At 38.0% G+C, this 15,602-nt stretch carries 19 protein-coding genes; 14 read left to right on the top strand and 5 right to left on the bottom strand.

Annotation, left to right across the window (positions count from 1 at the left end):
• Positions 1–137: 137 nt before the first annotated feature.
• A complete protein-coding gene (locus tag ACI4WO_RS04025) occupies positions 138–911 on the bottom strand; it encodes a zinc ribbon domain-containing protein (RefSeq protein ID WP_439806274.1) in 774 nt (257 codons plus the stop codon).
• A 115-nt stretch (positions 912–1,026) separates the two neighbouring features.
• Here ACI4WO_RS04025 and ACI4WO_RS04030 point away from each other — a divergent pair, with 115 nt between their 5' ends.
• The 14 genes from ACI4WO_RS04030 (at position 1,027) to ACI4WO_RS04095 (ending at position 13,159) form a co-directional block, all read left to right on the top strand.
• On the top strand, positions 1,027–1,989 hold the full coding sequence (locus ACI4WO_RS04030; RefSeq protein WP_439806275.1) for a phosphotransferase enzyme family protein: 963 nt from the start codon (positions 1,027–1,029) through the stop codon (positions 1,987–1,989).
• A 212-nt stretch (positions 1,990–2,201) separates the two neighbouring features.
• Positions 2,202–2,603 carry a metal-dependent transcriptional regulator gene (locus ACI4WO_RS04035; RefSeq protein WP_439806276.1) on the top strand — a complete coding sequence of 134 codons (402 nt, stop codon included), beginning with the start codon at positions 2,202–2,204 and terminating at the stop codon, positions 2,601–2,603.
• Positions 2,604–2,711: 108 nt separating this feature from the next.
• Positions 2,712–2,981 (top strand): ACT domain-containing protein, encoded by a 270-nt coding sequence (locus ACI4WO_RS04040; RefSeq protein WP_439806277.1) that lies wholly within the window; start codon positions 2,712–2,714, stop codon positions 2,979–2,981.
• A gap of 19 nt (positions 2,982–3,000) precedes the next feature.
• A complete protein-coding gene (locus tag ACI4WO_RS04045) occupies positions 3,001–4,359 on the top strand; it encodes a PFL family protein (protein ID WP_439806278.1) in 1,359 nt (452 codons plus the stop codon).
• 16 nt (positions 4,360–4,375) lie between these two features.
• Entirely contained in the window at positions 4,376–4,687 is a 312-nt protein-coding gene (locus ACI4WO_RS04050; protein WP_439806279.1) for a hypothetical protein, read from the top strand.
• A complete protein-coding gene (locus ACI4WO_RS04055; protein ID WP_439806280.1) occupies positions 4,688–5,737 on the top strand; it encodes a V-type ATPase subunit in 1,050 nt (349 codons plus the stop codon).
• 33 nt (positions 5,738–5,770) lie between these two features.
• Positions 5,771–7,714, top strand: a complete 1,944-nt coding sequence (locus ACI4WO_RS04060) for a V-type ATP synthase subunit I (protein ID WP_439806281.1) — start codon at positions 5,771–5,773, stop codon at positions 7,712–7,714.
• 14 nt (positions 7,715–7,728) lie between these two features.
• Positions 7,729–8,163, top strand: coding sequence for an ATP synthase subunit C (locus tag ACI4WO_RS04065; RefSeq protein ID WP_439806282.1), 435 nt, complete (start codon positions 7,729–7,731; stop codon positions 8,161–8,163).
• Positions 8,164–8,183: 20 nt separating this feature from the next.
• The gene (locus ACI4WO_RS04070) at positions 8,184–8,492 is read left to right on the top strand and encodes a V-type ATP synthase subunit F (protein ID WP_439806283.1); all 309 of its coding nucleotides are present in this window, start codon (positions 8,184–8,186) and stop codon (positions 8,490–8,492) included.
• Between the two features lie 15 nt (positions 8,493–8,507).
• A complete protein-coding gene (locus ACI4WO_RS04075; RefSeq protein WP_439806284.1) occupies positions 8,508–9,101 on the top strand; it encodes a V-type ATP synthase subunit E in 594 nt (197 codons plus the stop codon).
• A gap of 18 nt (positions 9,102–9,119) precedes the next feature.
• Entirely contained in the window at positions 9,120–10,892 is a 1,773-nt protein-coding gene (locus ACI4WO_RS04080) for a V-type ATP synthase subunit A (RefSeq protein WP_439806285.1), read from the top strand.
• On the top strand, positions 10,889–12,292 hold the full coding sequence (locus ACI4WO_RS04085; protein ID WP_439806286.1) for a V-type ATP synthase subunit B: 1,404 nt from the start codon (positions 10,889–10,891) through the stop codon (positions 12,290–12,292). The genes ACI4WO_RS04080 and ACI4WO_RS04085 overlap by 4 nt, the downstream gene beginning before the upstream one ends.
• Before the next feature lie 22 nt (positions 12,293–12,314).
• Positions 12,315–12,518, top strand: a complete 204-nt coding sequence (locus tag ACI4WO_RS04090; RefSeq protein ID WP_439806287.1) for a hypothetical protein — start codon at positions 12,315–12,317, stop codon at positions 12,516–12,518.
• Between the two features lie 20 nt (positions 12,519–12,538).
• Positions 12,539–13,159 carry a V-type ATP synthase subunit D gene (locus ACI4WO_RS04095; protein ID WP_439806288.1) on the top strand — a complete coding sequence of 207 codons (621 nt, stop codon included), beginning with the start codon at positions 12,539–12,541 and terminating at the stop codon, positions 13,157–13,159.
• 99 nt (positions 13,160–13,258) lie between these two features.
• Here ACI4WO_RS04095 and ACI4WO_RS04100 read toward each other — a convergent pair whose 3' ends face one another.
• The 4 genes from ACI4WO_RS04100 to ACI4WO_RS04115 form a co-directional block, all read right to left on the bottom strand.
• Positions 13,259–13,528 carry a hypothetical protein gene (locus ACI4WO_RS04100; RefSeq protein WP_439806289.1) on the bottom strand — a complete coding sequence of 90 codons (270 nt, stop codon included), beginning with the start codon at positions 13,526–13,528 and terminating at the stop codon, positions 13,259–13,261.
• A gap of 106 nt (positions 13,529–13,634) precedes the next feature.
• Positions 13,635–14,252, bottom strand: coding sequence for a YigZ family protein (locus ACI4WO_RS04105; RefSeq protein WP_439806290.1), 618 nt, complete (start codon positions 14,250–14,252; stop codon positions 13,635–13,637).
• Positions 14,253–14,302: 50 nt separating this feature from the next.
• Entirely contained in the window at positions 14,303–14,506 is a 204-nt protein-coding gene (gene rpmE / locus ACI4WO_RS04110; RefSeq protein WP_147642477.1) for a 50S ribosomal protein L31, read from the bottom strand.
• Between the two features lie 132 nt (positions 14,507–14,638).
• On the bottom strand, positions 14,639–15,571 hold the full coding sequence (locus ACI4WO_RS04115) for a TIGR01212 family radical SAM protein (RefSeq protein WP_439806291.1): 933 nt from the start codon (positions 15,569–15,571) through the stop codon (positions 14,639–14,641).
• Between the last annotated feature and the right edge of the window lie 31 nt (positions 15,572–15,602).

Below are 15,602 nucleotides of genomic sequence, written 5' to 3' on the forward strand. Positions count from 1 at the left end.
GGTAAATTATGAATATTACAGATGAAGAATTATTGATGCTGGAGCATTTTAATGAAAAAATACTTCCTTTCAGGCAAGCCTGAAGGAAGTATTTTTATATTGTTTTTACGCTGTCAGAAACCAATCCGGACAGCTTTTTATTTCAGCTTTTCCCCGCATGAATCACAGAAATAATCATCAGTATGTACTTCATTTTTGCAGTTCGGACAAAATACTTTTTTAATTGTTTCCACGGTATTTTCATCAGCCGCAGCATTATTTTCCACTGGCTCTGAAACTGATTTTTCTGTATCAGGTTCAGTAATATTTACCGGTTCCTCGGTAACAACTGCTTTTTCTTCTTCCTTTTCCTCTGCAACAGCAGGAGCAGGAATATTTTCAACGGTTTCTTTTACATCAGGCTGTACAGTGATTTCATTTACAGTATCCTGACAATCGGTTTTTTCTTCAAACTTTGTTCCGCATATATTGCAAAACATAGCACCTTCTTCCAGAATATTTCCACAGTTAGAGCAAATGGTTTGCTTTGACTCAGCCGGTTGTTTACCCTTTGGCTTTTCAGGAAGTCTGGTTCCGCATTTTGAGCAGAATATCGCATCATTTTTAAAGGGTGTTCCGCAGGACGGACAACAAAAACGGCTTTTGATTTTAATGATTTCTTCTTTTGTTTCACCGATTTTAACTATGGAGCTTTTTATAGCGTCAATAGCAGGTTTAAATTCTTCAGACGGATTTTCGCCGTAATTTTCAAAATACATTTTTCCGATCAGCTTATACTGAGAATCAATTTTACATTCTTCACCCTTAATTATATTATTAAGAGAACTGGTTTCAGACATAATTTTTGCCTTTTGTGAAATTTCCTTGCTTTTGTTGGAAATACTTTTTCCGATATTTTTAAATACTGACATAATATGACCCCTTTCCTTATTTTATTATATCATTTTTATCGTTCAACTTCAAGACTTGTAATTATAAAAATAATCTGCTATTATAAAAGTTAGGTGATAAAATGTGGAAAATCTAATGAACATACTGACCTTATTTGGTCTTAAAAACAATTATACCAATATTATCAGACTGAATTCCGGACACATAAATCTTACGTTAAGAATAATATATTCTTCCGGTCAAAGCTATATTCTTCAGAAAATAAATAAAAATGTATTTCACAATCCCGGACAGGTAATGGCAAACACTGAAAAAATATGCCGGATTATTCCTGACTGTAAAATACATTATCTTTACAGCAATGAAAAAAACTATCTGCAATATAACAATGAGTTCTGGCGAATATATGAATTTGTTGATAATTCTGTTTCTTATGAAACTGCTGACAGTGCGGAAAGAATATATGAATTCGGAAGAATACTGGGTGAATTTCACAGATCAACAGAAAAATCAGATCCGTCATTATTTTATGAAACTATTAAAGACTTTCACAATACTCGTCTTAGAATAAACAATCTTTTAAAATATGAAACAGAATCCATGAAAAAAGAATTTTTATTTTTCCGTAAAATACTTGAATATGAACAGTGTCTTCAGGATAAAAATATTCCGGTTATGGTTGCACATAACGATGTCAAATGTTCAAATGCCCTGTTTGATGAGGCAACAGGCAAATGTATTACCCTGATTGATTTTGACACAGTAATGCCGGGATTGCATGTATATGATTTCGGGGACGGTGCACGTTCCGTATGCGTTACTGAAAACAGGATAGATTTAAAAAAGTTCAGTATCTACTGCCACGGCTATTTTCAGAATATAAAGAATAAAAATCCTGAAGATTATTTTCTCGGAATGATATGTATTACTGCTGAACTGGCATGCAGATATTTATATGACTGTCTTTCAGGAGAAAATTACTTTGCCGGAAAAACATATAATCAGAAAATGATCAGATATCAAAACCTGTATGAGCTGACCCGGAGTTTAATATCTGATGAAAACAGGATAAAGGATATTATAAAAAATTATATCTAAAAAGTACAGGTATGCTGCCTGGTTTGACTGAAATCATGGCTTGTATACAGATTAAGGTGCCAAAAGCACCTCTTTTTTTGCATAAATATGGACATCGGGGTCAGAAAGTGGTACAATATATAAGACAAGTAAAGCTTGTTGATGACGAGTAAAATGACACTTTTAATAAATTCTTGCTCTGACTGGCGGAGCAGTAACAAAAAGGAAAGGAAATGTTTATGAAACTTTGTGCCGGACAGTATAAATATCTTCTGACAGTATATGAACTGAGCAAGACACTTAAGGTTGTCCGCTCGGTTGATATTGCAAACAGTCTTTCAGTAACCCGTCCAAGCGTCAGCCGTATGCTTAAATGCATGGCAAGGCTGGAACTTATAAATCCTGATTATGCAAGCAGCGTTGTACTGACTGATCTTGGACGTGAAACAGCAAAAAAACTTTCGGTAAACTTTGATATGATACATAAGTTTTTTACTGAAATTTTAAAGCTTGACGAACATTCAGCGTATGAACAGAGTATATTGTTTTTGTCCACATTTCCGGAAAATACTACTCAGAAGCTGGCAGCAATAACCAGAAATACTATAAAAAAAAGAAATGAACAGCATAAATAAATGCATGATATAAATTAAAATGATTTTAGGGGTTTTATTTTTGCTGAAAATATGTTATAATAAACGCAAACATTTTTTCGGTTTACCGAATTTCAAGGAGGAAATTTTATGAAAGCAGTTATAACTGTTATCGGAAAAGACAATGTAGGGATTTTAGCAAAGGTCAGCGCAGTGTGTGCGGAATATAATGCAAATGTAATGGATGTTACCCAGAGTGTTTTGCAGGATATGTTTGCAATGATAATGATGGTTGATATTTCAAAAATGAATGCTGATTTCGTGGTTTTAGTTGAAAGACTTAACAAGCTTGGCGAAGAACTGAATCTGTCAATTCATACAATGCATCAGGATATTTTTAATTCAATGCACCGTATTTGATTTTTAAGGAGATTATGAAATGCTTAATGTTTACGATATACTTGAAACTATAAGAATGATTCAGGACGAATGTCTTGATATCAGAACAATAACAATGGGAATTTCTCTCCTTGACTGTATTGACAGTGATATTGACAAGGCATGCCAGAAGGTCTATGACAAAATTACTTCAAAGGCAAAGGATCTTGTAAAAGTCGGAGAAAGAATTGAAAAGGAATACGGCATTCCCATTATTCACAAGAGAATTGCTGTTACTCCTATTGCCATAGTTTCAGCTGCATGTACTGAAAAGAATCCTGTTAAATTCGCTCTGGCACTCCAGAAAGCAGCGGATACCTGTGGTGTAAACTTTATCGGCGGATATTCAGCACTTGTCCAGAAAGGCTTCAGTGCCGGAGATATTGATCTTATTAATTCCATACCGGAAGCTCTGGCTGTTACATCAAATATATGTTCTTCTGTAAATGTCGGCTCAAGCAAAACGGGTATTAATATGGACGCAGTTGCTATGATGGGAAAAATTATAAAGAAGTCTGCTGAGGTAACTGCTGATAATCAGTGTATAGGACCTGCAAAGCTTGTGGTATTCTGCAATGCTCCTGAGGATAATCCGTTTATGGCAGGTGCTTTCCACGGAACAGGTGAGCCGGACTGTGTAATTAATGTAGGCGTTTCAGGTCCGGGAGTTGTAAGAGCTGCAATCGAAAAGCACCCTGATGCATCAATTAATGAAATTGCTGATATAATAAAGAAAACTGCATTCAAGGTTACAAGAATGGGACAGCTGGTAGGTTCAAAGGCTTCTGAGATGCTGGGAGTTCCTTTCGGCATTGTGGATCTTTCTCTTGCACCGACTCCGGCAGTAGGGGACAGTGTTGCACATATCCTTGAGGGAATCGGTCTTGAAAGCTGCGGTGCTCCGGGAACAACGGCAGCTCTGGCTCTTTTAAACGATGCGGTTAAAAAGGGCGGCGTTATGGCTTCGTCAAATGTCGGCGGACTGTCTGGTGCTTTCATTCCTGTTTCTGAGGACGCAGGTATGATAGACGCTGTAAACAACGGTTCTCTTTGCATTGAAAAGCTTGAAGCAATGACAGCTGTATGCTCTGTAGGACTTGATATGATAGTAGTTCCGGGGGATATTACTGCTGAAACTATTTCCGCAATTATTGCCGATGAAGCAGCGATTGGTATGGTTAACAATAAAACTACTGCTGTAAGACTTATTCCGGCAATCGGTAAAGAGGTGGGAGAAACCCTTGAATTCGGCGGACTGCTCGGAAGCGGACCGGTTATGAATATCAACAGAAAATCTCCGGCTAAATTTATTTCCAGAGGCGGAAGAATACCAGCGCCTATGCACAGTATTAAAAACTGAGAAGAGGTAAAAAATTATGGAAAGCGTTGTAAACAGAATTATTGAAATTGACCGCAGTGCTGATGAAAGAATGAGTGCGGCGGCGGAAAAGGAAAAGCAGATTCTGAAGGAAGCTGATGAAGAAAGCAGCAAAATAAAGAAAAAGCTTCTTTGCGACGCTCAGGACAGAATTTCTCAGGTGAAGGCATTTAATAAGTCTGAATTTGAAAAGGATACGGCGGAGCTTGAAGAAAAATATCAGGAAGAAATAGCGGCTCTTGATGCTTTCTATAAGAATAATCATGAGAAAATAGAACAGGAAATATTTGCTGAAATCGTAGGTGAGTAGATGAAAGCTTCAAAAAATGCCACAGTCGCAAAGGCTCGGGCTGTATACGGCAAACGACTTAAGGAAAATGATTATATGGAACTTGCCTCCAAAAAGAAAGTAAGTGAGGCGGCGGAATATTTAAAGCACAGTACTCATTTTTCAGATGCTCTGGCAAATATAGATACATCTTCAGTTCACAGGGGATTTCTTGAATCACTCCTTAATAAGGCTTATTATGACCAGTATGAACGGCTTTGCAAATTTCAGCATCTGAATGATGAACCGTTTTATAATTTTCTGCTGGTAAGATTTGAAATACGGGAACTGCTGAAAGCTATTCTTTATCTGAACAATGACAGTGAGGATGTTTATATTGGGTCAATGCATGCTTATCTCCTTAAAAAGGCAAGCTTTGACCTTATTGCTCTTGCAAAAGCTTCTGATTTTAAACAGCTGCTTGAGGTCATAAGGCATACTCCTTATTATAATATTCTGAAAAATATTCAGACAGATAAAAACGGGAATATTCCCTATACCAAATGTGAGGTAATGCTTCGGACATATTACCTGAAATGGCTTATTGAAACAGCGGAAAAATCCTTTCATGGAAAGTCAAAATCTGCTCTTCTGGATCAGATCTATGCACAGACGGACATAATTAATATTATTAATGCGTACAGAATGAAAAAATATTTCTATGCTGACGGTGAGACACTTAAGGAAAATATGCTGCCGTTTTATGGCGAACTCAGCCGGGACAAGCAGACTCAGCTGTTTGAAACTGCAACTCCGGAGGAATTTCTGCGGATGCTTTCTAAAAATCGTTACGGACGACGTATGGAAAACCTTGATGAAAATATGGACAGTGAAACCTTTGAACGTGAGCTTGTTAAACTTAAATGTAATATGGCACGACAGGCTCTGATGTTTTCAGATAATGCGGCAGTAAGCTTATATTCGCTTATGTATCTGTCTGAAGTGGAGCTTAATAATATTATTAAAATTGTTGAAAGTATCAGATATAATAAAAGCATATCATATATGGAAAAATTAATTATAATACAATAGTAATTTAAGTGAATATGATACGGAGGTGAAAAAATGTCTATAGAAAAAATGGAATTTCTTTCAATTGCCGGATTGCTTAAGGATCTTGACAGAACTCTGGAAAAGTGCGTTGAAAGCGGATGCTTCCATATCGGAGATGCTAAAAAGGAATCTGCTGCAAGCTCTGAGGAACTTTCAAGGCTTGATGAGGAAAATCCTTATAAAAATCTTGTGAAAAGAATAACGGCAGTTGATGCTGGAGAGGATTTTGACTTTTGTGAGACTGATACTGCAAAAATCAATAATATGACAATTGATGATATTGAAGCGGACTTTACTGTACTTGAAAAAGAATTTAAGGAAGTTAATACCGCTATAAGTGATATTTCAGAGCAGATAAAGGAAAGAAGTCAGGCACTGGTTCAGCTTAAACATCTTAAGGGTATGAAGATTGATGTAGGCAGACTGTTTAATTGTTCTCACATAAAGGTCAGATTCGGAAAACTGCCGGATGAAAGCTATCAGAAGCTGTCATATTATGATAATAAAACGTTTATTTTTATACCGTATGACGATGATGACAGTTATAAATGGGGATTTTATTTTGCTCCTATTGACAGTATAAAGGAAACGGATAATATTTTTAAATCATTGTATTTTGAGCGTATCTGGCTTCCGGATTTTATTACTGATACCCCGGAGGAAGAAGAGGAAAAGCTCAGGGTTAAAATTAATGAGCTTGAAAAGCAAAAGACAATTCTCAGAAAAACAAAGGATGCTCTTGTTTCTCAGAAAGGGGAACGCCTGAATCAGTATTTTTGCCGGGTAAAATATCTTTATGACTTGTTTGAACTCCGCAAAAATGCCGCAGTGTATAAAGACAAATTTTATCTGGTGGGATTTGTACCAAAAAAACAGATAAAGCGTGTGGAAAAACTGTTTGATGCAATTGATTCGGTGTCACTGGTTGTAAAGCCTGCCGGAAATGAAAATATTATAAAAACTCCGGTGAAGCTTAAAAACAACAGGTTTTCACGGCCGTTTTCAATGTTTGTGGAAATGTACGGACTGCCGTCATATAACGGATTCAATCCCACAACCCTGGTGGCAGTGACTTATACGCTTTTGTTCGGTATTATGTTCGGCGATCTGGGTCAGGGACTGGTAATTTCGCTGATAGGATATTTTGTGTATAAGAAAAAAGGTGCTGCACTTGGAGCAATACTGCAAAGAATCGGCTTGTCAAGTGCATTTTTCGGATTGATCTATGGCTCGGTATTAGGATTTGAAGAGGCACTTAATCCTCTTTACAAGCTTATTGGACTCAAACATAAACCGCTGGAAATTATGGAAAATACCATGGGTATTTTAATAGGTGCAATTATTATCGGAGTAATAATTATTATAATTTCAATTATTATTAACATAATAACATGTTTAAGAAAAAAGGATTATGTGGGGTCGGTTTTTGGCAACAACGGAATAGCCGGACTTGTTGTATTCGGTGCTCTTCTTGCAGGTCTTGCAGTTATGATGACCGGCAAAGGCAATCTTTTTACTTTACCTTATGTATTGTGTCTGATAGTTCTTCCGCTTGTACTGATGTTTTTCAGAGAACCGCTGGGATGTCTGGTTTCAGGAAAAAAATTCAGACTTGAAGGCGGAATAGGAGATTTTTTAGCGTCAAACTTTTTTGAAGTATTTGAATTTATTCTGGGGTATGCAACAAATACTCTTTCATTTGTAAGAATCGGCGGATTTATTTTTTCTCATGCCGGAATGATGTCTGTAGTAATGATGCTTTCTGAAAGTGTTGCAAAGGGCGCTTCTCCGATAGTCATTGTTCTCGGAAATATTTTTGTAATGGGAATGGAAGGTCTTATTGTCGGAATACAGGTGCTGAGACTGGAGTTTTATGAGGTTTTCTCACGTTTCTATGACGGAGACGGACAGCCTTTTGAACCTGTTGGAATTAATTATGATAAAAATATTGATTAAAGGAGTTTTTTATTATGAATATTTTTGAAATCCTGCTTCTTCCTCTTTTTGCAGTTGTTCTTCTGATGCTTCCGGTGGTTTATATTCTTAAAAAGAAAAAAAGTAATAGTGCTGCCAAAAAAGCGTTTATAGTTAACTTGTGTTCATTTTTTGCAGTACTGGCTCTGGCAGTTATATTCCCGGTTGGCGGATTTGTAAATGCGGAGGTTGTTGAGGCTGTAAGCGATTCAATAGGAAATGCCGGTATCGGATATCTTGCAGCAGCCCTTTCTGTAGGTCTGGGTTCAATAGGCTGCGGTATTGCCGTAGGCTCTGCGGCTCCGGCAGCAATCGGAGCAGTTGCTGAAGAACCTAAATCATTCTCTAAAGCTCTTATTTTCGTAGCTCTCGGTGAAGGTGTTGCTCTTTACGGATTCCTTATTTCATTTATGATACTGAACGCTCTCTGATGTGCATAAGGTTGAATGGTATGAAATTTTATTTGATAAGCGATAATATTGATACCCAGATGGGAATGAGACTGGCAGGTATAAACGGCGTTGTTGTTCATGAACCGGATGAAGTGAAAAATGAACTTGAAAAAGCCGTAAATGATAAGGACGTAGCAATTATACTAATGACTGAAAAGCTTGTGAAACTCTGCGAAGATCTGGTATATGACATAAAGCTTAATTATAAATCACCGCTTATTGTTGAAATTCCGGACAGGCATGCAACATCGCAGATAACTGAAACTATTAACAGATATGTAAGTGATGCAATAGGGCTTAAGCTTTAAGACGGAGGTGCTTAAATGGACGAATTACAGGCTGAAAAGCTTGACAGATTTATGAATTCTGTAAATATGGAAGTGGATGAAAAGATAAACACTATTATTGCAGATGCACAGACTGAAAAAAAACGCAGAATTGACAAGGCTGAAGATGAAGCACTGATGGAAGCATATAATCAGATCCAGAAGGCTGTAAAAGAGACTGAAACCGGATACCGCCGGGAATTTGCTCTCAGACAGCAGCAGCTTCGTATGAATGAGCTGAAATACCGGGATACACTTACAGATCGTATATTTGAAGCTGTAAGAATGAAAATTAACTTTTTTGTTTCATCTGATAAATATAAAGAGTATATATTATCTCTGGCAAGTGATAACGGTATTGACAGTAATTCTGTTATAATGATATCTCAAAAGGATTCAGACTATAAAGAGATACTGGAACAGTCTGCCGGATGCAGGGTGGAGGTTGATCCTGATATTGAAATCGGCGGAATTTCAATTGTAAATACTGAAAAAGGGATAGTTATTGACAAAACCCTTGACAGTGCTATTGAGGAACAAAGAAAAAATTTCAGCAGTAAATACAGTTTCAGAAAAGATATTAACAGCTGATAAGAGGAGTGAACGGAATTGAATACAATATATTCTGTAAACGGACCTGTTGTAAAGGTAAAAAATACAAAGGATTTCTCCATGCTGGAAATGGTATATGTGGGAAACAAGCGTCTTATCGGCGAAGTTATAGGCATAACTGAAGAATTTACAACTATACAGGTTTATGAAGTGACAACAGGACTTAAAGTCGGTGAGCCGGTATTTAATACAAATGCTCCTATGAGCGTTACTTTAGGTCCGGGAATTATTTCAAATATTTTTGACGGTATTGAACGCCCTTTAAAAGCCATTGAAAAGGTTTCGGGTGCGTTTATAAACGAGGGCATTAATGTTCCGGCAATTGATGAGGAAAAGCTTTATGATGTAACTGTTGAAGTTACAGTGGGAACTGAACTCAAAGGCGGGGATATATATGCATCCTGTCCGGAAACTCAGGTTATAAGGCATTACTGTATGCTGTCACCTGTTCTTTGCGGAAAGGTTGTCTGGACTGCTGAAAACGGAAGTTACCGTGTAAATGATACTGTCTGCAAAATCGAAGATAAAAAGGGAAGAATTCATGAACTGACACTTTGCCAGAAATGGCCTATACGTCAGCCCAGACCAGTTTCTGAAAGACTTATGATTTCACGTCCGCTTATTACCGGACAGAGAATTATTGATACTATTCTGCCGATTGCAAAGGGCGGTACGGCTGCCATTCCGGGGGGATTCGGAACAGGTAAGACTATGACTCAGCATCAGCTTGCAAAATGGTGCGATGCCGATATAATCGTATATATAGGATGCGGCGAAAGAGGCAATGAAATGACTCAGGTGCTGGAGGAGTTTTCAGAGCTTACTGACCCTAAAACAAACCGTCCGCTGACAGACAGAACAGTGCTTATCGCAAATACCTCAAATATGCCTGTTGCTGCAAGAGAAGCGTCTATTTATACCGGTATCACTCTGGCAGAGTATTACAGAGATATGGGCTATCACATAGCTATTATGGCAGATTCTACTTCCAGATGGGCAGAAGCTTTAAGAGAAATCTCCGGACGTCTTGAAGAAATGCCGGCAGAGGAAGGATTCCCTGCATATCTGCCGTCACGTCTTTCGGAGTTTTACGAGAGATCAGGGTATATGAAAACTCTTTGCGGCAGAGAGGGTTCTGTCACTATAATTGGTGCAGTTTCTCCTCAGGGTTCAGATTTCTCAGAGCCTGTAACCCAGAATACAAAGCGTTTTGTACGATGCTTCTGGGCACTTGACAAATCTCTGGCGTACGCCAGACATTATCCGGCTATTAACTGGACTACAAGCTACAGTGAGTATATTGAAGATCTGACGGATTTTTATAACAGGGAAGCAGGTCCGGAATTTTTGCAGATGCGTCAGGAGGTTTCCAATATTCTTATTGAGGAAAATCAGCTTATGGAAATTGTAAAGCTTATCGGTGCAGATGTTCTTCCGGACGAGCAGAAGCTTATTATTGAGCTTGCCAGAGTTGTAAGAGTAGGATTTTTGCAGCAGAATGCATATCATAAGGATGATACTTATGTCCCTCTTGAAAAGCAGAAGCTTATGATGGATATGATTCTTGTTTTGTACAAAGAAGCAAGAAAGGCTCTGGCTGCCGGAGTTTCTATGAGCGAAATTACCGGAACGGGACTTATGGAAAAGGTCATAAAAATCAAATATGATATACCAAATGATAAACCTGAAATGTTTGAAGAATACAGAGAAGAAATTATTGATGTGTTTGGCAGACTTGTAAGTCAGGCAGGTGAAAGGAGAGCTGTATGAGCAGTATTCAGTATCTCGGACTCAGCGAAATCAACGGACCTCTGATCGCTCTGGATCATGTAAAGAATGTCGGATATGATGAGGTGGCACATATACGCTTAAGCGACGGCTCTGAGAGAGTCGGCAGAATCGTTGAAATATCAGGCGAAAGAGCAGTTCTTCAGGTCTTTGAGGGTACTAAGGGACTTTCACTTACAAATACCAGAACAAAATTTACCGGAAAACCTATGGAGCTTGCATTGTCAGAGGAAATGCTGGGGCGTGTTTTCAGCGGTTCAGGAAAGCCTATAGATGGTCTGGGAGATATTTATCCTGAAAAATTTGCAGATATAAACGGAAAGCCGCTGAATCCGGTTTCCAGAACGTACCCCAGAAACTATATCAGAACCGGTATTTCTTCCATAGACTGTCTTATGACTCTTATCAGGGGACAGAAGCTGCCTATTTTTTCAGGTTCCGGACTTTCACACAACAAGCTTGCAGTACAGATAGTACGTCAGGCTAAGATTGCCGATGAAAGCGGTCAGGATTTTGCTGTTGTTTTCGGGGCAATGGGTGTAAAAAATGATGTGGCGGATTATTTTAAGAAAAGCTTTGCTGAAAGCGGAGTACAGCAGAAGGTCGTTATGTTCATGAACATGTCAAATGACCCGATTATTGAAAGAATTCTGACTCCGAGGTGCGCTCTTACTGCTGCTGAATATCTTGCGTTTGAAAAGAATATGCATATACTCGTTATTCTTACGGATATTACTTCATATTGCGAAGCTCTCCGTGAATTCTCTTCATCAAAGGGAGAAATTCCCGGACGTAAGGGATATCCGGGATATCTGTATTCTGATCTGGCGTCCCTTTATGAGAGAGCAGGTATTGCTGAAGGCTCAACCGGAAGTGTTACTCAGATTCCTATTCTGACGATGCCAAACGATGATATAACTCATCCTATTCCGGATCTGACAGGATATATAACTGAAGGACAGATCGTTCTGGACAGAAGTCTTGATCAGACTGGTATTTATCCTCCGATTGCTGTTTTGCCGTCTCTTTCAAGACTTATGAAGGACGGTATAGGCGAAGGGTATACAAGATATGACCATTCAGCTGTGGCAAATCAGCTGTTTGCGGCTTATGCAAAGGTTCAGGATGCACGTTCGCTGTCATCGGTAATCGGTGAAGAGGAACTTTCAGATGTTGACAGACAGTATATGAAATTCGGAGTTGAGTTTGAAAAACATTTTATATCTCAGGGATTTAATGAAGAACGTACTATTGAAGAAACACTTGATCTGGGCTGGGCATTGCTTTCATTGCTTCCGGAAAGTGAACTGGACAGAATTGATGAAGAACTTCTGAAAAAGTATTATAATCCTGAAAGAGCAAAGGAATTACTGGAATTATAAGAACAGGTTCAGGAGGTAAAAAATGGATTGCATACCAGTTATACTCGGAATTATTGCTGCCGTTTTAGGAGTTTATATGACCGTTAATCCGGAAAAATGCATAAGAAAAAATGCTGAAAATGATCCGGACGCAGCAGGGAGTATCAGAAAGGGCGGTATAATTATACTTGTCTGCGGAATTATAATGATTGCTGTGGGAATTATTCGTATAGTTGTATTGAAATAATTACGGCGGAGGTTTGGCAGATGGCGGAACAGGTTTTCCCTACCAAGGGTAATTTGATTAAGGCAAGAAAAACTCTTGCACTTTGCCGGCTGGGCTATGATCTGATGGACAGAAAACGAAATATTCTTATCAGAGAAATGATGCAGCTTATGGATAAGGCAAAATCTTTGAGAGGCTCCATTGAAGATACTTATAAAGAAGCTTATGCGGCTTTGCAGGATGCAAATATTACGCTTGGAGTTATTGATAAGATCGCTCAGAGCGTACCGGTTGAAAACGGGATTTCTGTAACCTACAGAAGTGTAATGGGAGTTGATATTCCCAGTGTTACACTGACAAGAAAAAAGACAATTGTGCCTTATGGATTTTATGCAACTAACTCACAGCTTGACAAGGCATATGTATCGTTCTCAAAGGTAAAGGATATGACGGTTGTGCTTGCCGAGGTAGAAAACAGTATATACCGTCTGGCGACTGCTATAAAGAAAGCTCAGCGGCGTGCAAATGCATTGCAGAATATATTGATTCCCAGATATGAGGAAATGGTAAAATATATTATTGAGAATCTTGAGGAAAAGGAACGTGAGGAGTTTTCACGTCTTAAGGTTATAAAATCATATAAAATAAGGAATAAAAAATAAATTCCGCTTATATTTTAAACGGCATAAGAAACTTCATAAAAAACTAATATTATGTTAAATAAGGAGATGCCCTCACTTACAGGACATCTCCTTGTTTTTTTAATTCTCAGAAAGAAAATTTAATATGTATGGCTTAAGATTTTGCGGTGATATTGACTCGCTTTTTAAATTATCAAAAATTTTTAAAGCTATGTTTAAATCAGTGGCAACATTTTTAACTGTGACAACTTCATCTGGTACGGCAGATGATATGCTGAGTGATTCAGCAGTTATTCCGTCAATGGTTTCCATTTCAGAAGATATAAAATATATTTTCTGACCATCGTTGGAAATGCATGTTTTGATTAAGGTGTAATCTGAACTTTTCATAGTAACGTCTCCTTTAATATGATATGTATATTATATCATAAAATTCGACAAAGAAACGGCACAGTTATCGCAAAATTCGTCATAAAATGTCGAAAACGGTGCTGATTTAAAAATTATCAAACTGTTCACTTATTTTTTTTATTGAAATTTTTCCGCAGGTTGTATCAATAAGCTTTTTGCAAAGTGAATCATAAGCGTCAGACTTTACATTTACTGTAAGCTGTACGCTTGTACCAAAATCCTGATTTATAAGCTTTACTTCAAATTCCGGAAGAATATAATTTACTTTTCCGTATAATTCATAATCCATTTCAAGCAATGCAGTAATACAATAATGCATATTCAGAATTTCAGCGGCATCAACAGCGATTGAAGCACAATGTGAATAAGCACGGACCAGTCCGCCGCCGCCAAGGAGAATACCGCCGAAATATCTTGTTACCACACAGCATATATCCGTAAGATTATTTTTTTGCAGGACATCTAAAACAGGTACGCCAGCAGTACCCTGAGGTTCGCCGTCGTCAGAATACCTTGTAATATTGTCATCTCTTAGAATATAAGCATAAACATTATGCTTAGCTTTTCTGTGTTCAGCTTTTATTCTGTTGATAAATTCCACAGCCTGTTCGTTAGTGGAAACCGGTGAAATATAACCTATAAATTCAGAACGCTTTTCAATGAAAGACGCTTTAACTGGGGATTTTATGGTTGTATAATTCATATTTAAACTCCGAAAATGTAAAAAGGACGACCTTACGCCGTCCTGAATTTTTACTTATCCATATTGAAACGCTTTTTAAATCTGTCAACACGTCCGCCTGTATCAACAAGCTTCTGTTTGCCTGTATAGAACGGATGGCACTTGGAACAGATTTCAACCTTGATGTCCTTCTTTGTAGAACGAGTTTCAATTACATTACCGCAATGGCATGTGATTGTAGTTTTTTCAAACTGCGGATGGATTCCTTCCTTCATGATTGTCACCTCTTTCAATTTAACAATTATGATTAACACAGCAGCCCATCAGTTACGTTAGACAGTAGTGCTATTGATAATTCACTAACATTGTTCATTATATCATATATCGCAATAAAAATCAAGCATTTTTTAAATTTTTTTGTATTTTTTCCCCTGCCAGCTGTCAAGCTCTGCCTGACGCTTGTCAATGCCGCCCAGAACTGATATTTTGTCGCTGCTCCAGAGAGGTGCTATAAGCTTTCGTTTGTCCCCGTCCCCGGTTATTCTTTCAATTACTGTTTCCTGCGGAATATATTCCAGCTGTTTTACAGTAAGATTTATATATTGCTCTTTTGACATTGCCGGAAACATTCCGTCATTATATAATTTTGCCAGAGGTGTTCCGGAAATAACATGAAGAAGCTGGATTTTTAAAGCATCCGGTTCCAGCTTCCCTGCCTGTATGGCAGTCTCAAGCATCATATCTTCACTTTCTCCGGGAAGTCCGTTTATAATATGAATGCATGTTCTTATATTTCTTTTTTTAAGCTCAGAGTATCCTTTTAAGAATATGTCATGGGAATATCCACGGTTTATAAATGTCAGAGTCTTTTCATGTACTGTCTGCATTCCAAGCTCCACAGTAAGATAGGTTTTATGAGAAAGTTCTTCAAGGTAATCCAGAATATCTGACGGAAGACAGTCAGCACGTGTTCCTATTGATATCCCGATTATTCCGGGATAATCAATAACAGGATCATAAATCTTTTTCAGGGTGTAAGCATCGGAATATGTATTTGTATTTGCCTGAAAATAGGCAATTGCACTTGCTTCAGGATATTTCTGATGAATTCTTTTAAGCTCTGAATCAAGCTGTGATTTAACTGAAATTTCAGGAGATGCAGTAAAATAACCGCTTCCGCTGTCACAGAATATGCATCCGCCGAAGCCTTTGCTGCCGTCCTTATTCGGGCAGGAAAAGCCGGCGTCAATAACAGCCTTGTAAACCTTCTGACGGAACATTTTCTTGTTGTGATATGCCAGCGTATGGTAACGCTTGTTGTCGCATGTATATTTAAACATTTTTTTACATTCTCCTTACAATTCATAAATT

The organism is Porcipelethomonas sp., from assembly GCF_051893655.1.
GTDB lineage: Bacteria > Bacillota > Clostridia > Oscillospirales > Ruminococcaceae > Porcipelethomonas.